Consider the following 23,725-nt stretch of genomic DNA (forward strand, 5'->3'; position numbering starts at 1 on the left):
GTCAGTGGCCGAACGGGTCGGGGTCCTCACCGGGCATCCACGTCAGGCCCGGCACGCCCCAACCGTGCGACTTCACCGCCCGCTTGGCGCTGCGCGCATGCCTGCCGACCAAACGGTCGAGGTACAGGAACCCGTCCAGGTGCCCGGTCTCGTGCTGCAGCATCCGCGCGAACAACCCGGCGCCCTCCAGCGTGATCGGCGTGCCGTCCGCGTCAAGCCCGGTCACCCGCGCCCAGTCGGCGCGCCCGGTGGGAAATGACTCGCCCGGCACCGACAGACAGCCTTCGTCGTCGTTCTCGGGGTCGGGCATCGTCTCGGGGACATCGGAGGTTTCCAGCACGGGGTTGACGATCACGCCGCGCCTGCGGGCCGTCTTGCCGCGGTCTTCTGCGCAGTCGTAGACGAACACCCTTGCCGACACCCCGATCTGGTTGGCCGCAAGACCGACGCCGTATGCGGCGTCCATCGTCTCGAAGAGATTCGTGATCAGCTCGCCGACGTCGGGCGGCAGCGAACCATCGTCGGCGACCGGCACCGGAGTGGTCGCGGTGCGCAGGACGGGATCTCCGACGATTCGGATGGGTACGACTGCCACGATTGGCAAGCTTAAGTGAGCCGACTCGCCCGGTTGGCTGACGGCCCAACAAGCAACGCCGTGGTTCAATATTCGCCGTATCGCTAGCGAGATCGAGTGTGGGAGAGGTCCAGGAGCAACATGGACGGCGCCATGGCGCGGACTGAGCAATCCGGGGACGATGCTGAACTCGCTGATGGGCTGACCCGCCGCGAACACGACATTCTGGCCTTCGAACGGCAGTGGTGGAAATACGCGGGCGCCAAGGAAGACGCCATCAAGGAACTGTTTTCGATGTCGGCGACCCGCTACTACCAGGTGCTGAACGCGCTGGTGGACCGGCCGGAGGCGCTGGCGGCCGACCCGATGCTGGTCAAGCGGCTGCGGCGGCTGCGGGCGAGCAGGCAGAAGGCCAGGGCGGCTCGCCGCCTCGGCTTCGAGGTGACCTGAGCCTTTCGTGGGTTCGCGCACCACGCCGATACAGTGGGCCAAATGAACGAGCGCCATTCCGACTCTTCCGGGCTGCCCCTGCGCGCCATGGTGATGGTGCTGCTGTTCCTTGGAGTGGTGTTTCTGCTGGTCGGCTTCCAGGCGATGGGCTCAGGAGACGACTCGGGTGCCGAGGATTCGCCGGTGGCCACGGTCAGCACCGCCTCGACACCGTCGCCGACATCCGAGGAGCCGGCGCCCGCAGCCAAGGCCGACGTTCGCGTCTACAACATCTCGGAGACCGCCGGAGCCGCCGAGAGCACCGCCAATCAGCTGCGTGAGGCGGGCTGGAACGTCACCGAAACCGGCAACCTCACACTCGAGGGAGTCACCGCAACCACCGTCTACTTCAGCGACGCACCGGGCGAGCGGGCGTCCGCCGACGAGGTGGGCCAGCTGCTCGCCGCTCCGGTCGAGCCGAGGTCTCCCGAGCTGACTGAGCAACCACCGGGCGTCATCGTGGCGGTCACGGGATAGGCTCACGGCATGTTCAGGACCGTCACAGTCGCTGCCCTATTCGCGTTTCCCGCATTGTCACTGAGCGCCTGCAGCGCACCCGAGACGCCGAGCTCGACACCGGGCACCACTCCGTCGGTCTGGACGGGCTCGCCGTCGCCGTCGGCATCTCCCGCCGAGAGCGAGGGTGCGGCCGCACCTGCGGGTGACAAGCTGACCGCCCAACTGAAGAACGCGGGCGGAACCACGGTGGCCACCGCCGACTTCGCATTCTCCAGCGGCTACGTGACCGTGACGGTGAAGACCACCGGCCCTGGTCAGCTCACGCCGGGTTTCCATGGGATGCACATCCATTCGGTCGGCAAGTGCGAGGCCAGCTCGGTGGCCCCGACCGGTGGCGAGCCGGGCGACTTCAACTCCGCTGGCGGGCATTTCCAGGCGCCCGGCCACAGTGAGCATCCCGCCAGCGGCGACCTCACGTCGCTGCAGGTGCGCGAGGACGGCACCGCCGAGTTGGTGACCACCACCGACGCCTTCACCGCGGAGGACCTGCAGGCGGGGGCCAAGACGGCGATCATCATCCACGAGAAGGCCGACAACTTCGCCAACATCCCGCCGGAGCGCTACCAGCAGACGAACGGCACCCCGCCGCCAGACCAGACCACCATGGCCACTGGCGACGCCGGGAAGCGGGTCGCGTGCGGTGTTATCGGCACCGGATAGCAGGCGGATAGATTTCGCCGGCTCGGCCCGGCCGACAGTCGGCGTCGAATGGGAGTTCGCGCTCGTCGACGCCGAGACCCGCGACCTGAGCAACGAGGCGGCGGCGGTGATCGCCGAGATCGGTGAAAACCCGCGCGTACACAAGGAATTGCTGCGCAACACCGTCGAGGTCGTCACCGGAATCTGCGACAACGCCGGGCAGGCGATGGAGGACCTGCGGTCCAGTCTGCTGCCCGCCCGCCGCATCGTGCGTGACCGCGGCATGGAACTCTTCTGTGCGGGCACCCACCCGTTCGCGAAGTGGTCCGCCCAGAAGCTGACCGACGCGCCCCGGTATGCGGAGCTGATCAAACGCACCCAGTGGTGGGGCCGGCAGATGCTGATCTGGGGTGTGCACGTGCACGTCGGCATCTCGTCGGAGCACAAGGTCATGCCGATCGTCACATCGCTGCTCAACCACTATCCGCATCTGCTGGCGCTGTCCTCGTCGTCGCCCTTCTGGGACGGCGGCGACACCGGTTACGCGAGCAACCGGGCGATGATGTTTCAGCAACTGCCGACCGCCGGTCTGCCGTTCCACTTCCAGACGTGGGCGCAGTGGGAAGGCTTCGTGCACGACCAGAAGAAGACCGGGATCATCGATCACATGAACGAGATCCGTTGGGATATCAGGCCTTCCCCGCATTTGGGCACTGTGGAGGTGCGTGTTTTCGACGGCGTCTCCAACCTTCGTGAGCTCGGTGCGTTGACTGCGCTGACGCACTGCCTGATCGTCGATCTCGACCGGCGGCTGGACGCCGGCGAGGAGCTGCCGACCATGCCGCCGTGGCATGTACAGGAAAACAAGTGGCGCGCAGCGCGGTACGGCCTTGATGCGGTGATCATCCTGGACGCCGACAGCAACGAGCGATTGGTCACCGAGGATCTCGACGAGCTGTGCAATCGACTCGAGCCGGTGGCGAAATCCCTTGGCTGCGCAGACGAGTTGGCCGGGGTGACCGACATCTATCGGTTGGGCGGGTCCTATCAGCGTCAACGGCGGGTCGCCGAGGACAACGACGGAGACCTCCGCGCGGTGGTCGACGCGTTGGTCGGGGAACTGGACATCTAGACGTGCCGACCGTTCCGATGTTTCCGCTCGAGCGGGCGATGCTGCCCGGCGAAGAACTGCCCCTGCGAATCTTCGAACCCCGGTACTCCGCTCTGGTCTCCGACTGCCTGGCGATGGATGACCCCGCGTTCGGCGTGGTGATGATCGAGGCGGGCCGCGAGGTCGGCGGCGGCGATGCCCGCAGCGATGTCGGCACGATGGCCCATATCGCCGAGGTCGCCGCCTTCGGCGACGGGCGCTACCGGCTGAACTGTGTGCTGGCCGAACGGATCCGGGTAGTGGAATGGCAACCCGATCACCCATACCCGAGGGCGGCGATCGAGCTGTGGCCCGACGAACCCGGTGAACCGGTCGGCGCCGATGCCATCCGCGAGATCGAGGACAGGATGGTTGCGCTGTTCGAGCGGATCGCCGGTGCCCGCGGTGCCGACATCAACGCACGCGACATCCTCGCAGGAGCGGATGCCGCGCCCGATGCGGCAATGTGGTTGTACGAGTTGACGACCAGACTGCCGATGGGACAGGCCGACCGCTATTCGGTGCTGGCCGCGCCAACGGTCGCGGCACGGTTGGCGGCGCTGAGCGAAGCCGTCGAGACCGTCAGCGCGCTCGTCGAATTTCAGTTGTCCGGCGAGTAGCCGCTGAATCTCGCCTCGACGAAAGTCGTTCGCGGCGTGGTGTCGTCGTCGGTCGTCCGGTTGAATCTCGTCATCAGATCCGCGGCGTCGATCATCGACACCTCCCATCCGTGACCGGAGAACCAGTCGGTGACTTCGGTGCGTTCCTCGATGAACCAGAGATCCGCCACGTCGGGGGCGTCGTCGGGTACGCCGGCCTGCTCGCGCAGCTGCCGTACCCGTTCGCGGCGGCGGGCGAGGTACTCGGGATCGAAGAACCCGGCACCGAATGCCTCCACGGCGACCCGGCTGCCCTGGGCGCTGAGATCCGTGATCCGCTCGAACAGCAGATCTTGACCGTCCGCGGGCAGGTACGGCAATAGCCCCTCGGCCGCCCATGCGGTTGGCTCGCTCGCATCGAACCCTGCCTCCCGCAACGCGTTCGGCCAGTCGTGCCGGAGGTCGACGGGTACCGGCACGTAACGGGCGGCAGGCTGCGCACCGTGTGCGCGCAACGTGTCGGTCTTGAACGCGAGCACCTTCGGCTGGTCGATCTCGTACACCACGCTGCCGTCGTTCCACGGCAGCCGCCACGCCCTTGCGTCGAGCCCTGCGGCGAGGATCACCGCCTGCTCGATGCCACCCGCGCCCGCCGCGATGAAGAATTCGTCGAACCATTTGGTGCGGGATGCCGCGTATCCCGAAATCGAGCGGATCCGCTCGGCCAAGTGCCGCTGCGGCAGCTCCCAGCCGCGCGCGACGGCCTCATCGATGAACACCTCTGCATAAGGGTCGGTGTACAACGGGCACTGCGACTTCGATTCCTGAGACCGCGCCCACGCGATTCCCAGCGCCGTGGCGCCGACGCTCTCGGTGATGTCCCAGGAGTCGTTGTCAGTTCTGGCCATTCGTGCCGCCTTGGGTGTAATCGTCTAGTTCGTCTGTGGTGAGTGTGTCGTGAAGGTTCTGCTCGCGGTAGGCCAGCTGGCCCACCCGATTGGCCACGACAGGCGCTGTGATGACGGTGAATATCCCCGTCAGGATCAGCATGCCGACATCCACATTGCCACGCAGCCGGATCGCCGCGCCCGCCAGTACGAGCAACAGCCCCAACACCTGCGGCTTGCTCGCCGCGTGCATGCGCGACAGGGTGTCGGGGAACCGGACGACGCCGATCGCGGCGGTGAGCGCGAGCGCCGAGCCGCCGAGCACCAGCACCGCGGCGACGGTGTCGGCAATGTTCATCGTCGGTACCTGCTCTCGCGATTGCTCCGGTTGTATTTGCTCCTCGCATGCGCACGAACATCGGGTACCCGGAACCGCGCGACGCTCACCGAGCCGACGAAGCTGATCAGCGCGAGCGCCGTCAGGCTGTAGGTGACGGTGGTGTCCAGACTGAATGCCGCCCAGGTGCCGATCGCACACATCGTCACGGCCACCAGGGTATCCAGCGCGACGATGCGGTCCAGCGTGCTCGGCCCGGCCAGGATCCGGAACATCACGGTCACCCCTGCCGCGGTCAACATCACCGCTGCGATGATCCACACGGTGCTCATGGGCTCTCCTCCTTGACCGCCGCAGATGGCTCCCAGTCCGCGTCCCGCTCGAACGCTGCCACCAGCAGCCGCTGCGTCTGCTCGACCTGACGGTAGAACCGGGCGACCGTTTTCTCGTTGCCGACGTCGAGGACGTGCATGTAGAGCAGACGGCGCTCCTGGTCGATCTCCAACACGATTGATCCGGGAACCAGGTTGAAGATGTTGACGGCCAGCGCAAGAACCAGGTCCGATTTGATCGCCAGCCGGGCGCGCAACACCGCGTTGAGCGGTGGCGGCGCCGGTTTGACCGCCAGCCATGCCACCTGCAGGGAGGACTGCACCAACTGGTAGGCGACGACAACGATGAGCTTCGCCAGCGACAGCGGATAGACCCTGCCCTCGACGGGCACGGCGGGCAGTGGCAGCAGCAGTGTGACCACCAGTGCCACCGCGAAGCCACCGATGATGTTCGCAGGTGTTGCTCTGCCCCACAACAACACCCAGACCAGCATCAGCCAGCAGAGCACCCATACTCGCAGCAGGCGGCTTCTCATCGCGGCGCCTCCCCCAGCACGGCCGAGATATAGCGATCACGGTCGAGCACTTCGGCGGCCGCGCGATCGCTGTAGCCGACGATCGGGCCTGCCAACACTGTCAGCGTCAGCCCTACGGCGATGACCGCTCCGGTCGGCACCAGCATGCCCACCGGCATCCGCCCGACGTCGGTGCGTTCGGCGAGCAGGATGTCTTCGGTGTCGTCGAGCAGAGCCGAGGGAGCCGCCGCCGCGACATCACCTTCCGGCGCGTCGGTGCGGGTTCTCCAGAACGCCAATGTCCAGACGCGCGATACAACATACAGCGTCAGCAGGCTGGTCACCACGCCGCCACCGACGAGCAGCCACGCCAGCACCGAACCGTCCTGCGCACCCGCCTCCAGCAGAGCGACCTTGCCGACGAATCCGGAAAACGGCGGAATACCAGCGAGATTGAGCGCGGGAATCACGAATACGAACGCCAGCAGCGGGCTAGCGGCCGCCAGGCCGCCGAGCCGTTGCAGCGTGGAAGCACCCGCTTGCCGCTCGATCAAACCGACGACCAGGAACAGCGCCGTCTGCACCAGGATGTGGTGCGCCACATAGTAGATCGCGCCGGAGAGGCCGAGCTCACTCGACAGCGCGACGCCGAACACCATGTAGCCGATGTGGCTGACCAGAGTGAAGGACAGCAGCCGCTTGATGTCGCTTTGCGCGATGGCGCCGAAGATGCCGACGAGCATGGTGAGGAACGCCGCCACCATCAACATCTGATCCAACCCACCGTTGGGGAACAGCAGTGTGTGCGCCCGGATGATCGCGTAGACACCCACTTTCGTCAGCAGGCCGGCGAACACCGCGGTGACGGGGGCCGGAGCCGTTGGGTAGGAGTCGGGCAGCCACGAGGACAGCGGGAACACCGCCGCCTTGATGCCGAATGCGACGAGCAGCACCGCGAACAGGGCGCTGCGCGTGCCCGCCGCGACCCCGTCCATACGCACGGCGACCTCGGCCATGTTCAGGGTCCCGGTCGCCGCGTAGATCAGCGCGATCCCGATCAGGAAGATCACCGACGACACCATCGACACCATGACATAGGAGATGCCGACGCGGACGCGCTCGGTGCTCGCGCCGATGGTCAACAGCACGAAGCTCGCCGCCAGCAGCACCTCGAATCCGACGAACAGGTTGAACAGGTCGCCGGCCAGGAACGCGTTGCACACACCTGCCGACAGCACGAGGTAGGTGGGGAGGAATATCGACACGGGTTGACGTTCGTCCCCGTCGCGGATGCCTTGCCCGATGGCGTAGAACACGACTGCGAGCAGGACTATCGACGAGACGACAAGCATCAGCGCCGAAAGTCGGTCCACCACAAGGGTGACGCCGAGCGGACCCATACCGGGGACGCTCTGTCCCCAGCCGCCGACGTGCAGGGCGATCGTGCCCTCGCGATCGGCGAGGTAGAACAGTGCCGCACACACCGCGACCACCGCCGACAGCGCGATCAGTGTGATCGTCCGCTGAAGTCGGGGTCGGCGACCGGCCACCAGCGTCGCGGCCGAGGCGATCAACGGGATCAACACGGGCAGTGGGGTCAATACCGCTGCCGTCGTGCTCATCGCGACCCCTCCAGCCCGGGCAACGCGTCCAGCTCGTCGGGTTCCTCGGTGTCGCGAGCTTGGTCGGGAGTCGGTCGGGCCTCGTCGAGCGCCGCGGTCTCCTCGTCTGTCAGCTTGGCCACCCGGGTGTCCTCGGGATCGTTGGCCACCTCTTCGTCAGTGGTGAGCTGGTAGGTCCGGTAGATCAACGACAACACGAACGCCGCGATGCCCATGCTGATGACGATCGCGGTGAGGATCATGCCCTGCGCCAACGGGTCTGCAGTCGACGTCTGGCCGTCGCTGACGCGGCCGCGCACGGGCGGGTTACCCGACGGGCCTCCCACGAGAAGAATCAACAGGTTGACGGCGTTACCGATCAGCAACAGGCCCAACAACATTCGCGTCAAGCCGCGTTCCAGCAGAAGATACACCCCGACGCTGGTCAGTCCGCCGATCAACACGAGCGGAACGATGAAGGTCGTCATCGCGCCGTCGCCTCCGCCGGTCGCCGGGTCATTTCGACGTCCACCCGCGCGCCGAGGCTGCGCAGCACGTCGAGCACCAGGCCGACGACGATCAGGTACACGCCGAGGTCGAAGAACAGGGCGGTGACGAGCTTGATGTGGCCCAACACCGGAACGTCGAACTCCAGCACCGCCGATGACAGCACCGGTGCGCCGAGCAGCAGCGAGGCTACCGCGGTGCCTGCGGACAGCGCGAGGCCGGTGCCGAGGATCTTGCCCGCGTCCAACGGAAGTGTCTCGCCGAGCTCGTAACGGCCGCCCGCCAGATACCGCAGCACCAGTGCGAGCCCTGCGGTCAAACCGCCCGCGAAGCCGCCGCCGGGGGTGTTGTGGCCGGCGAAGAAGAAGTATGCCGATGCAACCATGATGAGCGGGAAGATCATCCGCGTCGCGACCTCCAACACCAGCGACCGGTTCCGCGGGTCGCGCAGCCCGCTGCCGAGCAGCCAGGTGGTGTCGCCCGCTGCCGGGCTGGTGGCGATCGCCTGCACCGGACCTATGTCGGGTTGCCCGGCGTCGGACACCCGCGGCGCAGCGCCGAAACGCCTGTGCCGGAACACCATTGACGCCACGCCGGTCGCGGCGACCAGCAGCACCGAGATCTCGCCGAGGGTGTCCCACGCCCGGATGTCGACCAGCAGCGCGTTGACGGTGTTGGCGCCGTTTCCGCGGTAGTACGCGGCGTCGGGCAGCAGGGCTGCAATCGGTAGATCGGTGCGAGCTGCCATCGCGAACGCTGCCAGCGTGGTCACGCCTGCCCCGACGGCCACAGCCAAAGCCGCCCGCGGCAGCCGGTGCCTTGCGATGTTGGTGCGGTCGGACTCGGCGGGCAGTGTGCGCAGCACGAGCACGAAGATGACCAATGTCAGCGTCTCGACAAGGAACTGGGTCAGCGCGAGATCGGGTGCACCGTGGAAGGCGAAGATGGTGCCGCAGCCGTAGCCGGTTACTCCGACGAGCAACACTGCTGCAAGGCGGTTACGCATCATCGCGGCGCCGACCGCGGCGGCCAGTATCAGCACGCCGACGATCACCTGCAGCGGCGAACCCCATAGCGCGAACTCGGGCCGGTCGCGGGCCCCCAAGGCCAGCACCACAGCCGGGACGATCGCGAGCGTGGCCAGGATCACCGACTGCGTCGCGGGAATCGAACCGCGCTGCGTGATGCCCGTCAGCCGGACGGAGAGCACGTCGGCGCCGCGGATCACCGTGTCGTAGATGCGGTCCGCGTTGCCCAGCGGTAGGTACATCAGCCGCGCGCGCGGGAACCGCGACCGGCCGAAGAACGCCGCGGTGCCGACCGCCAGCACCAGCACCGACAGCAGCAGCGGCAGGTTGAAGCCGTGCCAGAGCGCGAGCTCGTAATCGCCTTCGCCCGGCACCGTGGCGGCGTAGGTGTCCAGGGCGGTGTCGAGCGGAGACGGCCAGACGCCGAACACCAGACCGACGGCCGCGAGAATGGCAGGGGCGGCCAGGAACGTCACCGGTGCCACGTGCATCGCCGCGACGCGCTTGCTGGGTTCCCTTCTGCCCTTCTTCGCGAAGGCACCCCACAGGAAACGCAGGCTGTACATCGTGGTGAACACCGAGCCTGCGACGATGGCACCGAGCACGAAGGGGGCGAAGTGTCCCAAAGCCTCACTGTGCAAAAGGGTTTCATAGTCGGCTTCCTTCGCGACGAAGCCAAGGAACGGGGGCAGCGCCGCCATGCTCGCCGTGGCGCCGACCGCGATGACGAGCAGTGGCTTGCTGGCGTGCCCCAGCCAGGCCAGCCTGCGGATGTCCCGGGTGCCGGTGGTGTGGTCGATGATGCCGACCACCATGAACAGCGCGGCCTTGAACATCGCGTGCGCGCACAGCAGCGCCAGGCCCGCCAGCATCAGGTCGCTGCCGCCTGCGCCGACCATCACCGTGATGAAGCCGAGCTGGCTCACCGTGCCAAACGCCAGGATCAGTTTCAGGTCGTATTCGCGGATAGCGCGCCAGCCGGCCAGCAGCACCGTCAGCACGCCGAGCGTGATCACCATCGGCCGCCACGGCGGCGAGTCGGCGAATCCCGGGTTCATCCTGGCCACCAGGTAAACGCCCGCCTTGACCATGGCGGCGGCGTGTAGGTAAGCGCTCACCGGGGTCGGCGCTGCCATCGCGCCGGGTAGCCAGAAGTGCAACGGCACGATTGCCGATTTCGCCAGTGCACCAACAAGAATCAATGCGATGGGGACCGACGCCGCCAGCCCGGTCGGCGGTGCCGCGATCACCTCGGACAACAGGTAGGTGCCCGAGATGGTGCCGAGCACGATGATGCCGACGAGCATCGCCAGCCCGCCTGCCGTCGTCACCAGCAGCGCCTGCACCGCGGCCTTGCGGCTGCTGGCGCGTTCGGCGTAGTGACCGACCAATAAGAAGGACAGCACGGTGGTGAGCTCCCAGAACACGTAGAGCACCAACATGTTGTCGCTGACCACCAGGCCGAACATGGCGCCGGAAAAAGCCACCAACTCGGCAGCGAAGCTGGGCAGCCGTTTCTCGGGGTGGCCGTCGTGGTGGTGAAAGTAGTCCGCGCAGTAGACGAGGACGAGTGCGCCGATGCCGAGCACCAGGATGCTCATGATCGCCGCGAGCGAGTCGAACCGCAGCGTGATGTCCATCGACAGCTTCGGCACCCAGGACACGTTGACGCTGCGGACCGGCCCGTCGCCCGGCCAGTTCTGAGCCACCCAGATCAGCGAGGCGAGTGGGACGAGCGCCAGCGGATAGAACGCCTTTCGCCCCCACCGGTACACCAGGAGCGGAGCCAATGCGGTCGCGACCGCGTGGGCGAATAGGACGGCGAGCATGGCTGAACCCCAGTCTACGTGGGCGGATGCCGCTACCATCCGGCCCGTGGACACGTCGGATGTGGTGGTGATCGGTGCAGGCCCGACCGGCCTGATGATGGCCGCCGAACTGGCGCTCGGCGGCGCCAAGGTGCAGCTGCTCGAAGAGCGCATCGACAAGCCCAACATCACGAGGGCGTTCGCCGTGCACGCGCGCACGCTCGAGTTCCTCGACGCGCGCGGGATGGCGGATGAGCTCCTGACGCGCGGGGCTCCGGTCTACGAGATCGCGCCGCCGGGTGGCGCGACGATCAACATGCGGGAGCTGCCGTCCAGATTCGGCATGCTGTTGATCGTCCCGCAGAGCGGCACCGAGCAGGTGTTGCAGGCGCGGGTGGACGAGCTCGGTGTGCAGGTCGTGCGTGGCGCGGAAGTCGTCGGGCTGAACCAGGACGATGACGGCGTCACGGTGAAGTGTGCAGACGGCGCGTCGATCGCGACGCGCTACGTCGTCGGCTGCGACGGTGCGCACAGCGCCGTGCGGCAGTTGGTCGGCATCGAGTTCACCGGCAAGCAGTACGAGACGCACATCCTGCTCGCCGACGTGCGCCTGACGCGGGCACCGCAGGAGACGTTGACCGGGGTGACCAACGAGCGCGGTGCGGTGCTGATGATTCCGTTCGGCGACGGCTGGTTTCGCGCCATCGCCTGGGACCGGCTGCGGGAACAGGCGCCGCTGAAGGAGCCGGTCACCATCGACGAGATCCGGGACTCCTTCCACCGCATCGCCGACGAGGACTACGGCATGACCGAGATGCGCTGGAGCTCGCGGTTCCTGTCGGAACGCAAGCAGGCCGAGCGCTACCGGGCCGGGCGGGTGTTCATCGCGGGCGACGCCGCGCACGTCCATTCGCCGCTCGGCGGCCAAGGCATGAACACCGGGATCGCCGACGCGATGAACCTGGGCTGGAAGCTCGGCGAGGCGGTGGGCGGGACGGCGCCCGGGTGGCTATTGGACAGCTATCAGAGCGAGCGCCTTCCCGTCGGCGCGGCGGTGCTCCGGCTGACCGACGCGTTCAACCAGCTGGTCCTCGGCCGGTCCAAGGCGGAGCGACTGGTGCAGTCCCTCGCTGTCGGGACCATCACGCGGCTGCCGGCGGGCAGGCGGTTCATGGCGGGGCGCCTCAGCCAGATCGGCATCGACTATCCGCGCGCGTCCCGTGGCGATCACCGCTTGATCGGCAAGCGCATGCCCGACGTGGACTGTGGCGGAACCCGGCTCTACGAACTGTTGCGCGAGGGTCGGTTCGTGATGGTGACGAACGGAGACGTCGACGTCGATCGCCCCGACGTCATCACCGCTGTGCACCGCGACGGCGATCTGCCCGCCGCCGTGCTGGTGCGCCCGGACTGCTTCGTCGCGTGGGCCGATGACCAGTTGCCGACCGAGGCGCACGTCGCCGCCGCGATCGCCCACTGGAAACTGCGGCCTGCTCAGAGTTAGCGCCTCCGCGCACCGCAACCTGTAGTGAACCGATTTGGAAGTGCATGGCCGAGCACGCCGATGCCTGCGCCGAGGATGGGCCAGACGGGCCAGAAGTACCAGGCGCCGGCGGTCAGCCCGACGGCGAGCCACACCGTGAGCACGACGACGACCATCGCGAGGTAACCGGCCAGATGGATCTGCACGCCGCGGCGTGCCGCTGCCCGGCGTGCCTCTCGCCGCCGCGGGTCGTTGCGCCGCAGCCGGGCCAGCGGCAGGTCGGCGACGAGCTGACGCAGTTCGGCGGTGGTGTGGGCGGCGAACGCACCCTGGAGTCGGGTCTCGTATTCACCCAGCGTGAGATATCCCTGGGCGAGCGCCGAGCCGAGGTGGTTCGCGGTCTGCTCCCTCTCGCGGTCGCCTGCCCGAATGGTCGGTGCGGTCGGTGCGGTCATGGCGTGCCTCCCGTCTCGATCTTGACAATGACTAGTTCGTGTATCGACTATGCCGCGCTAACTTGTCACTGTCAAGATCTAGATGGCGAATGTCGTCCGGCCGGGACTTACCGGCCGCACTATGAAGGGCAATACACCCACGACAACCGAAATGAGGCAGCCATGGCTGTCGACGAAACTAAGTTGAACGAATTTCTCGGCAAGGCGGTCGGCGATCTCGGCGCCGCGATGAGCGCGACGCTGATCCTGGTCGGTGACCGGCTCGGGCTGTACCGCGAGCTGGCCAAAGGCGCCGTGAGTTCGGCCCAACTGGCACAACGAACCGGCACCGACGAGCGCTACGTCCGCGAGTGGCTGGGCAATCAAGGTGCGGGCGGATATGTCGAGTACGACGCGGCAAACGACGCGTGGTCGCTCAGCCCGGAGCAGGCGCTGTGCCTGACCGACCCGAACGGCCCCGTCGACATGCCGGGTGCCTACAACATCGTCGAGGCCACGTTCCACGCGCTCGAGCACACGCTCGCCAACTTCAAGTCCGGAGCGGGCATGGAGTGGGGTGAGCACCACCCGTGCTTGTTCGAGGGAACCGAACGCTTCTTCCGCGCCGGCTACAACACTTCCCTGATCGGCTCGTGGCTGCCAGCGCTGGACGGCGTCGTGGACAAGCTGCAGCGCGGCGCCAAGGTCGCCGATGTCGGATGCGGGCACGGTGCCAGCACCATCCTGATGGCGCTGACATATCCGGATTCGGAGTTCGTCGGCTACGACTATCACGACGAATCGATCAGTGTCGCAACCGAGAAGGCGACGGCGGCGGGCGCTTCGAATGCGCGCTTCGAGACCGCCGATGCCGTCGGCTACAAGGACAAGGGTTTCGATCTGATCGCGTTCTTCGACTGCCTGCACGACATGGGGGATCCGATCAGTGTGTCCCGGCATGCGCGCGAGGCGATCAGCGACGACGGCACCGCGATGATCGTGGAGCCGTTCGCCAACGACCGGGTGGCCGACAACCTGAACCCGGTGGGCCGAGTCATGTACGGCGCTTCGGCGCAGATCTGCGTTCCGGTTTCGTTGGCGCGCAACGGTCCGGCTCTGGGGGCTCAGGCCGGCGAAGCCCGGCTGCGCGAAGTCGTCGTCGACGGCGGCGGTTTCACGCGATTCCGGCGCGCCACCGAGACACCGTTCAACCTCGTGCTCGAGGCGCGGCCGTAGGTGGTCAGCGGGCCGAGTCGAATTCGAGCACTAGCCGGATGATCTCGTCCGGAACGAAATCGATCGCCTGGTGCGCCTGCCCCGCCAAGTCCACCAAGTCCACACCCGCCATCTCTGCCGCGAAAGCCGTTGTCGCGGCGCGGAGAAACGCGGTCGAGTCGGCGCCGACAAGCATTCGGACGGGCACGTTGATGCTGCCCAATAGGTCACCGGCCCGATATTCGCTAACCGCGTCGAGTTCCCGCGCGATGGTGTGCGCGGCGGTCAGCCGTGCTCGCCACATCTCTGTACCCCGCATGCCGTCGATCGCCGATTGCGGAAGGCGCAAGGCGTTGCGATAGAACACCTCCAGGATCTGCTCTCGATCGGTGATCGCCCTCAGCTGCGCGACGACCGCGGACGAGACGTCATCGTGGCCGGGTGTCGGACGCGGTGGTTCGTAGAGCACGATGCGCCGGAACGCCGAAGTACGCTGCGCGGCTTCGATCGTGCACAGCGCGCCGAAGGAATGCGCGACGACGTAGACGCCACCACCGATCGCCTGTGCGACCGCTGCAATGTCTTCGGCCTCGCGCTGCAGGCTGTAGGCGTCGGCCTCGTCGGTACTGAGACCGCGGCCGCGACGGTCCATCTCGTACACCGTGTAGTGCTCGGCCAAGTGATCGCGAACCGGGGCCCACCTGATGTGTGTCGCGCTTGTGCCGTGCACCAGCAGCATGGGCGGCCCGTCACCGGACGACTCGAAGCCGATGCGCGAGCCGTCGACCGAGACTGCGGTGGTGGACATGACGAGAACCTAGCGGGCCGAGAACGAGCGCAGCGCCTCGACCTGAACCGGATCCAGCGATGGACGCACGTTCTCGCGGGCCTTTGCGACGTCGGCGGCCGTCACGTCCGCGGCGTCGATCGACCGCCGCATCGCCGTCAGCGCGGCCTCGCGAAGCAGTGCAACGCAATCGGCGGCGCTGTAGCCCGCCAGGTCGTCGGCAAGCGCGTTGAGGTCGACGTCGTCGCTGAGCGGTACGGATTTGCCTGCGGTGCGCAGGATGTCACGGCGGGCGTCGGCGTCGGGCGGCTCGACGAACACCAACTTCTCCAGCCGGCCGGGCCGAAGCAGCGCCGGGTCGATCAGGTCGGGCCGGTTGGTCGCGCCGAGCACCACGACGTTGCGCAGCGGCTCGATGCCGTCGAGCTCGGTCAGCAGTGCGGCCACCACGCGATCGGTGACGCCGGAGTCGAAACTCTGCCCGCGCCGTGGGGCAAGCGCGTCGAGCTCGTCGAGGAACACCAGTGACGGCGCGGAGTCGCGGGCCCTGCGGAACAGGTCGCGCACGGCCTTCTCGGATGAGCCGACCCATTTGTCCATCAGCTCCGCGCCCTTGACCGCATGCACCGACAGCCGCCCCGAGCTGGCCAGCGCACGCACGATGAAGGTCTTGCCGCAGCCGGGCGGGCCGTAGAGCAGCACGCCGCGCGGCGGGTCGACGCCGAGTCGCTCGAATGTCTCTGGATGCTGCAGCGGCCACAACACAGCTTCGGTGAGCGCCTGCTTCGTCTCGACCATGTCGCCGACGTCGTCGAGCGTGATCGAACCGACAGCCACCTCTTCGGAGGCGGACCGCGACAGCGGCCGGATGACGGTGAGCGCACCCGTCAGGTCGGCCTGTGTCAGCGTTGGCGGCTTCTCGTCCTCGCTGGCCCTCGCCGCCGCGCGCAGCGCCGCCTCGCGCACCAGCGCGGCCAGATCGGCGACCACGAAACCCGGTGTGCGCTCGCTGATTTCGTCAAGGATCAGTTCTTCGGCAGGGACGTCGCGCAGCAGAACCTCGAGCAGCTGCTTGCGGACCGCACCGTCGGGCAGGCTTAGGCCCAGCTCGCGGTCGCAGAGGTCGGGAGCCCGCAGTCGCGGGTCGAGATCGTCCGGCCGCTGCGAGGTGGCGACGAAGGCGACACCGGGGGTCGCGACGGCGTTGCGCAGTTCGGTCAGAATCAGGGTTGATACGGACTCGGCGGGCCTGTCCTGGCTGGCTGGCAGGAGCGCGTCGATGTCTGTGATCAGCAGCACGCCGCCGCCGTCGCGCACCGAGGCGACCGCCGCCGAAACACTCTTGAGCCGGTCCTCGGCGCGCAGCGCCCCGACCTCGGGCCCGTCGAGTTCGACAAGTCGCCGGTCAGCGCACACCGCCCGCACCAGCGCGGCCTTGCCGACGCCCGCAGGCCCGGACACCAGCACGCCGAGATTGGGTTTGGCGCCCAGTGTTTGGAGTAGATCCGGCTGGTCGAGCGCGAGCTTCAGCCATTCGGTCAGCCGGCCGGCCTGAGCATGCTGGCCCTTGAGGTCGTCGATGTTCACCGTGGTGGACTTTGCCGGGGTGGACACGGTGTACTGACCTGATTCGGGTTGCTCAGAGGTCGCGACACCGTCGCCCCAGCTGACCACCGAATTGGGTTGCACGCTAACCGGTCCCGCGGGATCAACCCCCGTCACCGTCAGCAGCTCCGACGTCCAGGTGATGCCGACGGCCGACGCCAACGCACTGCTTGCCGCCGAGGTAGGGATGTCGGGTCCGAGTTCGCGCGGCAACAGCGACACGGTGTCACCGACGGTCATCACCTTGCCGAGCAGCGCCTGGCGCAGGGTCGCCGACGGGATCGAGCGGGTGGCCAGATTCGATCCGCGCACCGTCACCGACCGGGCGCCGTAGACCGTCACCGGTGCGACGAGCACCGTCGTGTCCTCGCGCAGTCCGGCGTTGGACAGCGTCACGTCGTCGAGCAGAGCGGTGCCGGCGGGGGTGCCCTCCGGGGCCACCCCCGCCACCACTGCGGTGGTCCGCGATCCCGTCAGCGATACCGCATCCCATTCCCGAATGCCCAGCGCTGCAATGGCTTCGGGATGAAGTCGGACCACACCGCGACGCGAGTCCATGGCCGAGGTGTTCAGCCGCGCCGTGAGTGCGAGCTGCTGTCGCGGCCTGGGGCGGTCCGCGACGTCGAACCCGGTCATATCACGGTCCCGGCGGTCTGCGGAGCCCGAGTCGGGCCATCGAACGACGGTGCGGCTGAGAGCGTCGGACCGCCCGGCTTGCGCCCCGGCTCGCCCGTCGCGCCTGGCGTTGCGCTTTGGGCTTGTCGTCCCACACCTCTGGGTGCTTCGCCAACCATGCGGTCGTCCGCACGGCGAACGGGATATGGATGACGTATCCCGCGATGATCAGAAGAATCACGACGTAGCCGTAAAGGATCGACGCGGCGACCAGCACGGCCAGCAGCGCCAGCAGCGGAACCACCATGTTCTGCGATATGGCGAACGTGTGCACCTTGCGCATGGGGATGGTGCTGACCGCAAGCAGCGAGACACCGATCATCCAGATCACCACGGCGGGTTCGGACGTCCACCAGCCGTCGCCGAACTGCATCTTGGCGGCCAGCGGTCCGATCGCGCCGATCGCGCCAGCGGGTGCGGGCATGCCGACGAAGAACTGGTCCATGTACGCGGGCTTGTTCTCGACCAGCATCGTGTTGTACCGGGCCAGCCGCAGCACGATGCACACCGCGTAGAGCAGCACGACGATCCAGCCGATGCGCGAATGCGACAGCAGCGTGCCGTAGACGATGAAAGCCGGTGCGACACCGAAGTTGACCGCATCGGCAAGCGAGTCGATCTCCTCGCCCATCTTCGAGGTGGCCTTGAGCAGCCGGGCGATGCGACCGTCGAGCGCGTCAAGGATCGCGGCGATGGCCAGGAACGCCATCGCCTCGGTCGGCCTGTCGTCGAGCGCGAACTTCACCGCCGAAAGGCCGAGACAGATCGCGGCGACGGTCATCGCGCTCGGCAGCATGCGCATGCTGACGGCAGGCCTCTTGACGCGGGGCTTCATCGCGCCAGCTCCGCAAGGATGGTTTCGCCGCCGACGGCTCGCTGGCCGGGCAGCACCAGCGGCTCGGTGCCCTCCGGCAGGTAGGTGTCCAGCCGTGACCCGTAGCGGATCAGGCCGTAGGTGTCGCCGATCGCCACCTTGTCGCCCGGCCCGATGTCGCAGACGATGCGGCGGGCCACCAGGCCGGCGATCTGGACGGCCACCACCTCGTGCCCTTCCGGCGTGCGGATCAGCACGCTGTTGCGTTCGTTGTCCTGGCTGGCAGCGGCGAGCTCGGCGGACTTGTACAGCCCGGGACGGTGCACCACCGACACCACCTCACCGCTGATCGGGATGCGCTGGACGTGGGCGTCGAAGATCGACAGGAAGATGCTGATTCGGGGCAGTGGCCGGTCGGGCAGGTTGAGTTCGGCGGGCGGCACCGCATTCTCGACCAGGCAGATCAACCCGTCGGCGGGAGCGACGACCAGGCCGGGCCGGGTGGGCGGCACGCGGGGCGGGTGTCGAAAGAACGCCGCGTTGATGCCCGCGGTCAGCAGACCGGCGTTGCGCAGCCACCGGTTACGGCGGCCCGCCGCGGCGACCGCTATGCCCGCGCCGACAAAGGGCAGGCCGGCGGGGTGCATCGGGGGGATCGTGGTTCTCGCCAGGGCCACCAGTCGCGCGGGGCCTGATCTGAGGTCGGGGCGTCTGGCCATCGTGCAGCGATTCTACGGGTGGCTACCCGCTCGACAGGTCCCAAACCCGCACAGTGGATCCCGCCGCCAGTTCGACGACCTCCTCGTCGATCTCCAGCAGACAGTTCGCCGACGCCAGCCAGCGCAAATGATGCGAGGCCGGGGGTCCGTAGCTGCTGACCGCAGCCCGGTCGACGTCCAGCACGCCACGCCGGAACTGCCGCTTGCCGCGCGGTGACTTCAGATCCTCGGAAAGCTCGGCCGTCAACCGCGGTCGCTGCGGCTTCGGAAATCCCATCGCCGCGCGCAGCGGTGCTCGGATGAAGACCTCGAACGACACCAGGGCGCTGACCGGATTGCCCGGCAGCGTGATGATCGGGGTGTCGTCTATGCGACCTGCGCCCTGCGGCATGCCGGGTTGCATCGCCACCTTGACGAACTCGACGCCCGCCGCCGAGAGCGCGTCCTTGACGACCTCGTAGGCGCCTGCGCTCACGCCGCCGGTGGTGATGATGAGGTCGGCCTCACCGGCGTGTCGGTTCAGGACCGCGCGGAACTCGTCGACGTCGTCACTGCTCATCGGGGCCGTTATCACCTCGGCGCCCGCGTCTTTCGCGGCCGCGGCGAGCATGACCGCATTCGACTCGTAGATCTGACCGGGTTGCAGCGCAGTGCCCGGCGCCACCAGCTCCGATCCGGTTGACATCACCACAACCCGTTGCCGTGGAACGACTTTCAGGCGGCTGAGGCCGAGGGCCGCCGTGAGGCCCAGCACCGCGGGCGTCACGACCTGGCCGGCCCGCAGCACGGTGGTGCCCTCTTCGACATCCTCGCCTGCACGTCGGATGTGCTGCCCGGCGCGCGCGGTCGCATGGATCGCGACGGTGTCCGTCGCGCCATCGGTGACCTCGACGGGCACCACGGCGGTGGCGCCGGACGGAAGGGGTGCGCCCGTCATGATCCGGTGTGCCGTACCGGGCTCGAGCGTCAGCGGATCCGTCCGGCCCGCGGGAATGTCTTCGGCGACCGGCAGCATCACCGGCTGCTGCTCGGTCGCGCCCGAGATGTCCTCGGCGACAACGGCATAACCGTCCATGGCCGAGTTGTCGAAGCCGGGTAGCGACATCGGCGCAACGACGTCCTCGGCAAGCACAAGCCCGAGCGCTTCGGCCAGCGGCACCGCTGCGGCAGCGCGGGGCCCGATGAGCGCGGCGACGACTTGTTGGTGCTCGTCGACGGACCGCATCAGACGGGATAGGTGACGCCGGTCAGCTGTTCGGACACTGTCCACAGCCGCCGCTGCATGTCTTCGTTGTGCGATTTCGCGTTGGAAGCAACAACTTTCGGGTCACCCTTGATCTCCCCGATGCCGTCGGGCCCGTAATATTGACCACCCTGGGCGCCGGGGTCGGTCGCGGCTCGCAGGGTCGGCAGCGCACCCTTGTCGGCGGGCTGGGTGACTGGCCGCCACAGGAAGGACGGAATGACGTCGGGCAGGTTGCGCATCAGTTCGGTGTCGGCGAAACCGGGATGTGCGGCCAGCGCGACGGTGGGGACACCCTTGAGTTTCAGGCGGCGCTGCAGGTCATAGGTGAACAACAGGTTGGCCAGCTTGGACTGACCGTAGGCCTTGATCCGGTGATAGCCGCGTTCGAACTGTAAATCGTCGAAATAGATATCGGCCAACAGCGGGAACTTGTGTCCGTTGCTGCTGACCGTGACCACGCGCGACCCGTCCACAGACAGCATGTTGTCGAGCAGCAGGCCCGTCAGCGCGAAGTGGCCGAGGTGGTTGGTGCCGAACTGCATTTCGAAACCGTCTTTGGTGGTCTCCCGCTTCGGCACGTACATCACGCCCGCGTTGTTGATCAGCAGGTCGATCCGCGGGTGCGCGGCGCGCAGTTCGTCGGCGGCCGTGCGGACGCTGTCCAGCGACGACAGATCCAACTGCTGGAGCGCGACGACGGCGTTCGGGCTCGCAGCCTTGATCCTGTCGGCGGCCTGCCTGCCTTTGTCCAGGTTGCGTACGGCGAGAACGACGTGCGCGCCTTTGTCCGCCAGAACTGCGGCGGTGTCGTAGCCGAGGCCGGAGTTCGCGCCGGTGATGACGGCGATGCGGCCGGACTGGTCGGGTACATCGGCGGAGGTCCACTTTCTGGTCATGACCAGCACACTACCCACGGGCGGTTACGGTCGTTCCCATGTCACAACGCGCAGGGGTGACTTTGGTTGATCCCGCCAATCCGCCGAGCCGTAAAGCGCCGTTGGTGTGGGCGATCGGCGCGGCGATCCCGTGGCTGGTGCTCGCGGTGGGCCAGGTGGTGTGGTTCGTCGTCGTCGACGACGGGCTGGCCTGGGCGCACGTCTCCGCGGCGGCCGTCACCGCGGTCGGTATGGCGGTCTTCGTCATCGTCGTGCCGCTGTGGCGGTACCGGGTGCACCGATGGGACATCAGCTCGCAGGCGGTCTATACCCGGTCGGGTTGGCTGGTACAGGAGCGGCGGATCGCGCCGATCTCCCGTGTGCAGACCGTCGACACGTATCGCGGCCCGCTGGACCGGCTGTTCGGGCTGGCCAACGTCACGGTGACGACGGCGTCGTCGGCGGGCGCGGTGCGCATCGTGGCGCTCGACTCGGCGGTCGCCGACCGGGTTGTCGGTCAGCTCACCGACATCGCCGCGATCGGAGCGGAGGACGCGACGTGACAGAGCCGGTCTGGCATCGGCTCAGCCCGCGAATGTTGTTGGTGCACCCCGTACATGAGGTGCTGCGGCAGATTCCGTTGCTGGTCGGTGCGGTCGTGGTGGGTTCGGCGACGGGCAACTCGTGGTGGACGGTGGTCATTGTCGCGCTGACGATCGCCTTCGGCGTGCTGCGCTGGTTCACCACCACGTACCGCATCGAAACCGATGAGGTGCAGCTGCGCGCCGGCGTCCTGCAGCGCAAGGTGGTTTCGGTGCCGCGCAACCGGATTCGTTCGGTTCAGACCGACGCCAGGCTGCTGCACCAGCTGCTCGGCTTGACGGTGTTGCGGGTGAGCACCGGGCAGCAGGCTAGGGGCGACACTGAGTTCGCGCTGGATGCGGTGCGCGTCGAGGAGGTGCCACGGCTTCGTTCCATCCTGCTGGCCGACTCGCTGGCCGCCGCCGACGAGGTCGAAGCGCAGGCACCGGGTCGGCAGCTGGCGCGCTGGCAGCTGTCCTGGCTGCGGTACAGCCCGCTCAGCTTCACCGGCCTGGCCATGATCCTTGCCGCGGTCGGCGTGACCTACCAGGCGGGTCTTGGTGCGATACTTGAACATTCGCGACTAGCCGAGTCCGGCCGCGACGCGGCGCAGCGGTTCGGCATCGTCGCCAGTGTCGCCGTCTTTGTCGTGGTCGTCGTGCTCGCGTCGGTCGGGCTTTCGGTGCTCAGGTCGCTGGTGACGTTCGGGAATTTGACGCTGCGCCGCGACGCGGAAGTATTACATCTGCAGCACGGTCTGCTGCGCAAGCGTGAGCACACCTTCGACATGCGCAGGCTGCGGGGCGGCACGCTGCGCCAGCCACTGCTGGTCCGGCTGCTCGGTGGCGCTCGGCTGGACGCGGTGATGACGGGGGTCGCGGGCGCGGGGGAGGCGTCGCTGCTGCTGCCGCCGTGCCCCGTCCGCACGGCTGAGTCGGTGTTGACCGACCTGATCGCCGACGTCAACACGGCGTCCGGTCCGGTGCGCGGGCACGGAACCGCCGCGACGCGCAGGCGCTGGACGCGCGGCCTCGTGTTTCCGGTCGTCGTCGCGGCCGGCCTGGCGCTCGCCGCGGCATTCGTGGCCGTACCGCTGTGGGGCTGGATCGCCGTTGCCGCGCTGGCGCTGACGTGCGCACTGCTGGCCGCCGACCGGGTACGTGCGCTCGGGCATCGGGTCGACGATCGCTGGCTGGTCGCACGGGCGGGCAGCCTGGAACGCCGTCGGGACTGCATTGCCGCCGAAGGCATCATCGGATGGACCGTGCGCCAGACGTTCTTCCAGCGGCGGGCCGGGGTGGCAACGCTGATCGCGGCCACCGCGGCCGGCGTCAAGCACTATCAGGTGATCGACGTTCCGGCAGAACTCAGTTGGTCCATCGCGGGCACCGCCTCGCCGTGGGTGGCCGACAGTGAGTGGGCGCGGCCCTGATAAGCCAATTACTGTCGCAGGATGGCGGTCGGTGGCGTGTTGTTCGACATCGATGGTGTCTTGGTGACCTCGTGGCGGCCCATCGAGGGTGCGGCCGAGACGCTTCGGGTGCTGGCGGACAACCAGATTGCCCGGTCGTATCTGACCAACACCACGACGCGCACCCGCAGGCAGATCGCTGATCTGCTCACCGAGGCGGGCATGGACGTGGCGGCCGACGAGGTGATCACCGCCGCTGCGCTGACGGCCGAGTACGTCCGCGGCCAATACCCCGATGCGCGGTGCTTCCTGGTGAACAACGGACAGATCGCCGAGGACATGCCGGGCATCGACATCGCCTACGCAAGCGACCACGGCCCCGAGGACCCCACACCGGAGACCCCGGATGTCATCCTGCTCGGCGGGGCGGGCCCGGAGTACAACCACGTGACGCTCAGCCGCGTCTACGACTGGATGGCCCACGGCGTTCCGGTGGTCGCCATGCACCGCAGCACCTCGTGGAACACCGCCGAGGGCCTGCGCATCGACACCGGCATGTACCTGATCGGGATGGAGGAGACGTCCGGCCGCAAGGCGAGCGCCGTCGGCAAGCCCGCGCCAGCCGGATTTCTCGCCGCGGCTTCACGTCTGGGCGTCGACCCCGACGAGATGTTCATGATCGGTGACGACCTCAACAACGACGTGCTGGCCGCGCAGGTGGTCGGGATGACCGGCGTCCTGGTGCGCACAGGCAAGTTCCGTCAGGACACCCTCGACCGGTGGGCTGCAGACGAGTTCGCGATGCAGCCCAACCACGTCATCGAATCGGTCGCCGATCTGCCCGAGGTGCTCGGTCTGTAGCGATGATTTTCCCGGGCGGTGCGGGTCTGTACT

At 67.6% G+C, this 23,725-nt stretch carries 25 protein-coding genes; 10 read left to right on the forward strand and 15 right to left on the reverse strand.

Annotated features, from left to right (window positions below; all coding sequences use genetic code 11):
• Window position 1: 1 nt before the first annotated feature.
• Entirely contained in the window at window positions 2–595 is a 594-nt protein-coding gene (locus QOJ24_RS02360) for a peptide deformylase (protein WP_526258726.1), read from the reverse strand.
• A 120-nt stretch (window positions 596–715) separates the two neighbouring features.
• Between QOJ24_RS02360 and napA the strand changes: the two genes are divergently transcribed.
• From napA to QOJ24_RS02385, 5 genes are read left to right on the forward strand one after another with little or no spacing between them, the layout of a single operon-like run.
• Window positions 716–1,024: a nucleoid-associated protein NapA gene (gene napA, locus QOJ24_RS02365; RefSeq protein WP_526258728.1), complete on the forward strand. Its 309-nt coding sequence runs from the start codon at window positions 716–718 to the stop codon at window positions 1,022–1,024.
• Window positions 1,025–1,066: 42 nt separating this feature from the next.
• Complete coding sequence (locus tag QOJ24_RS02370) at window positions 1,067–1,540, forward strand: LytR C-terminal domain-containing protein (protein WP_526258730.1); 474 nt, start codon at window positions 1,067–1,069, stop codon at window positions 1,538–1,540.
• Window positions 1,541–1,549: 9 nt separating this feature from the next.
• On the forward strand, window positions 1,550–2,242 hold the full coding sequence (gene sodC / locus QOJ24_RS02375; RefSeq protein ID WP_526258732.1) for a superoxide dismutase[Cu-Zn]: 693 nt from the start codon (window positions 1,550–1,552) through the stop codon (window positions 2,240–2,242).
• The gene (locus tag QOJ24_RS02380) at window positions 2,223–3,353 is read left to right on the forward strand and encodes a glutamate--cysteine ligase (RefSeq protein ID WP_526258734.1); all 1,131 of its coding nucleotides are present in this window, start codon (window positions 2,223–2,225) and stop codon (window positions 3,351–3,353) included. Before sodC ends, QOJ24_RS02380 begins: the two co-directional genes overlap by 20 nt.
• A gap of 2 nt (window positions 3,354–3,355) precedes the next feature.
• Complete coding sequence (locus tag QOJ24_RS02385) at window positions 3,356–3,991, forward strand: LON peptidase substrate-binding domain-containing protein (RefSeq protein ID WP_526258736.1); 636 nt, start codon at window positions 3,356–3,358, stop codon at window positions 3,989–3,991.
• On the opposite strand, the gene QOJ24_RS02390 is transcribed toward QOJ24_RS02385, so the two are convergent.
• The 7 genes from QOJ24_RS02390 to QOJ24_RS02420 are packed head-to-tail and all read right to left on the reverse strand — an operon-like array spanning window position 3,973 to window position 11,006.
• Window positions 3,973–4,878: an SAM-dependent methyltransferase gene (locus tag QOJ24_RS02390; RefSeq protein WP_526258738.1), complete on the reverse strand. Its 906-nt coding sequence runs from the start codon at window positions 4,876–4,878 to the stop codon at window positions 3,973–3,975. The genes QOJ24_RS02385 and QOJ24_RS02390 overlap by 19 nt on opposite strands.
• Window positions 4,865–5,215, reverse strand: a complete 351-nt coding sequence (mnhG, locus tag QOJ24_RS02395; protein WP_526258740.1) for a monovalent cation/H(+) antiporter subunit G — start codon at window positions 5,213–5,215, stop codon at window positions 4,865–4,867. Before mnhG ends, QOJ24_RS02390 begins: the two co-directional genes overlap by 14 nt.
• Window positions 5,212–5,526 carry a monovalent cation/H+ antiporter complex subunit F gene (locus tag QOJ24_RS02400; protein ID WP_526258742.1) on the reverse strand — a complete coding sequence of 105 codons (315 nt, stop codon included), beginning with the start codon at window positions 5,524–5,526 and terminating at the stop codon, window positions 5,212–5,214. The genes mnhG and QOJ24_RS02400 overlap by 4 nt, the downstream gene beginning before the upstream one ends.
• Window positions 5,523–6,062 (reverse strand): Na+/H+ antiporter subunit E, encoded by a 540-nt coding sequence (locus QOJ24_RS02405; protein ID WP_526258744.1) that lies wholly within the window; start codon window positions 6,060–6,062, stop codon window positions 5,523–5,525. The genes QOJ24_RS02400 and QOJ24_RS02405 overlap by 4 nt, the downstream gene beginning before the upstream one ends.
• Window positions 6,059–7,663, reverse strand: coding sequence for a Na+/H+ antiporter subunit D (locus QOJ24_RS02410; protein WP_526258746.1), 1,605 nt, complete (start codon window positions 7,661–7,663; stop codon window positions 6,059–6,061). The genes QOJ24_RS02405 and QOJ24_RS02410 overlap by 4 nt, the downstream gene beginning before the upstream one ends.
• Complete coding sequence (locus QOJ24_RS02415) at window positions 7,660–8,130, reverse strand: Na(+)/H(+) antiporter subunit C (protein ID WP_526258748.1); 471 nt, start codon at window positions 8,128–8,130, stop codon at window positions 7,660–7,662. Before QOJ24_RS02415 ends, QOJ24_RS02410 begins: the two co-directional genes overlap by 4 nt.
• Entirely contained in the window at window positions 8,127–11,006 is a 2,880-nt protein-coding gene (locus QOJ24_RS02420; protein ID WP_526258750.1) for a Na+/H+ antiporter subunit A, read from the reverse strand. The genes QOJ24_RS02415 and QOJ24_RS02420 overlap by 4 nt, the downstream gene beginning before the upstream one ends.
• 46 nt (window positions 11,007–11,052) lie before the next feature.
• Here QOJ24_RS02420 and QOJ24_RS02425 point away from each other — a divergent pair, with 46 nt between their 5' ends.
• Entirely contained in the window at window positions 11,053–12,489 is a 1,437-nt protein-coding gene (locus tag QOJ24_RS02425; RefSeq protein ID WP_526258752.1) for an FAD-dependent oxidoreductase, read from the forward strand.
• On the opposite strand, the gene QOJ24_RS02430 is transcribed toward QOJ24_RS02425, so the two are convergent.
• Window positions 12,486–12,923: a DUF1707 domain-containing protein gene (locus QOJ24_RS02430; protein ID WP_526258754.1), complete on the reverse strand. Its 438-nt coding sequence runs from the start codon at window positions 12,921–12,923 to the stop codon at window positions 12,486–12,488. The two genes, QOJ24_RS02425 and QOJ24_RS02430, sit on opposite strands and share 4 nt — an antisense overlap.
• A 162-nt stretch (window positions 12,924–13,085) precedes the next feature.
• Here QOJ24_RS02430 and QOJ24_RS02435 point away from each other — a divergent pair, with 162 nt between their 5' ends.
• A complete protein-coding gene (locus tag QOJ24_RS02435) occupies window positions 13,086–14,138 on the forward strand; it encodes a class I SAM-dependent methyltransferase (RefSeq protein WP_526258756.1) in 1,053 nt (350 codons plus the stop codon).
• 4 nt (window positions 14,139–14,142) lie between these two features.
• Here QOJ24_RS02435 and QOJ24_RS02440 read toward each other — a convergent pair whose 3' ends face one another.
• The 6 genes from QOJ24_RS02440 to QOJ24_RS02465 are packed head-to-tail and all read right to left on the reverse strand — an operon-like array spanning window position 14,143 to window position 20,859.
• Window positions 14,143–14,925: an alpha/beta fold hydrolase gene (locus QOJ24_RS02440; protein WP_526258758.1), complete on the reverse strand. Its 783-nt coding sequence runs from the start codon at window positions 14,923–14,925 to the stop codon at window positions 14,143–14,145.
• Between the two features lie 9 nt (window positions 14,926–14,934).
• Window positions 14,935–17,145 carry an AAA family ATPase gene (locus QOJ24_RS02445; RefSeq protein ID WP_526258760.1) on the reverse strand — a complete coding sequence of 737 codons (2,211 nt, stop codon included), beginning with the start codon at window positions 17,143–17,145 and terminating at the stop codon, window positions 14,935–14,937.
• Window position 17,146: 1 nt separating this feature from the next.
• The gene (gene pssA / locus QOJ24_RS02450) at window positions 17,147–18,019 is read right to left on the reverse strand and encodes a CDP-diacylglycerol--serine O-phosphatidyltransferase (RefSeq protein WP_526258762.1); all 873 of its coding nucleotides are present in this window, start codon (window positions 18,017–18,019) and stop codon (window positions 17,147–17,149) included.
• Entirely contained in the window at window positions 18,016–18,717 is a 702-nt protein-coding gene (locus tag QOJ24_RS02455) for a phosphatidylserine decarboxylase (protein ID WP_526258764.1), read from the reverse strand. The genes pssA and QOJ24_RS02455 overlap by 4 nt, the downstream gene beginning before the upstream one ends.
• 22 nt (window positions 18,718–18,739) lie before the next feature.
• Window positions 18,740–19,942: a molybdopterin molybdotransferase MoeA gene (gene moeA / locus QOJ24_RS02460; protein WP_526258766.1), complete on the reverse strand. Its 1,203-nt coding sequence runs from the start codon at window positions 19,940–19,942 to the stop codon at window positions 18,740–18,742.
• Window positions 19,942–20,859, reverse strand: a complete 918-nt coding sequence (locus QOJ24_RS02465) for an SDR family oxidoreductase (protein WP_526258768.1) — start codon at window positions 20,857–20,859, stop codon at window positions 19,942–19,944. Before QOJ24_RS02465 ends, moeA begins: the two co-directional genes overlap by 1 nt.
• A 38-nt stretch (window positions 20,860–20,897) precedes the next feature.
• Between QOJ24_RS02465 and QOJ24_RS02470 the strand changes: the two genes are divergently transcribed.
• The 3 genes from QOJ24_RS02470 to QOJ24_RS02480 are packed head-to-tail and all read left to right on the forward strand — an operon-like array spanning window position 20,898 to window position 23,692.
• Window positions 20,898–21,401 carry a PH domain-containing protein gene (locus QOJ24_RS02470; RefSeq protein ID WP_526258770.1) on the forward strand — a complete coding sequence of 168 codons (504 nt, stop codon included), beginning with the start codon at window positions 20,898–20,900 and terminating at the stop codon, window positions 21,399–21,401.
• 32 nt (window positions 21,402–21,433) lie between these two features.
• On the forward strand, window positions 21,434–22,852 hold the full coding sequence (locus QOJ24_RS02475) for a PH domain-containing protein (RefSeq protein ID WP_526258786.1): 1,419 nt from the start codon (window positions 21,434–21,436) through the stop codon (window positions 22,850–22,852).
• Between the two features lie 21 nt (window positions 22,853–22,873).
• The gene (locus QOJ24_RS02480) at window positions 22,874–23,692 is read left to right on the forward strand and encodes an HAD-IIA family hydrolase (RefSeq protein ID WP_526258772.1); all 819 of its coding nucleotides are present in this window, start codon (window positions 22,874–22,876) and stop codon (window positions 23,690–23,692) included.
• Window positions 23,693–23,725: the final 33 nt, after the last annotated feature.

Source organism: Mycobacterium sp. (genome assembly GCF_032159775.1).
Classification (GTDB): domain Bacteria; phylum Actinomycetota; class Actinomycetes; order Mycobacteriales; family Mycobacteriaceae; genus Mycobacterium.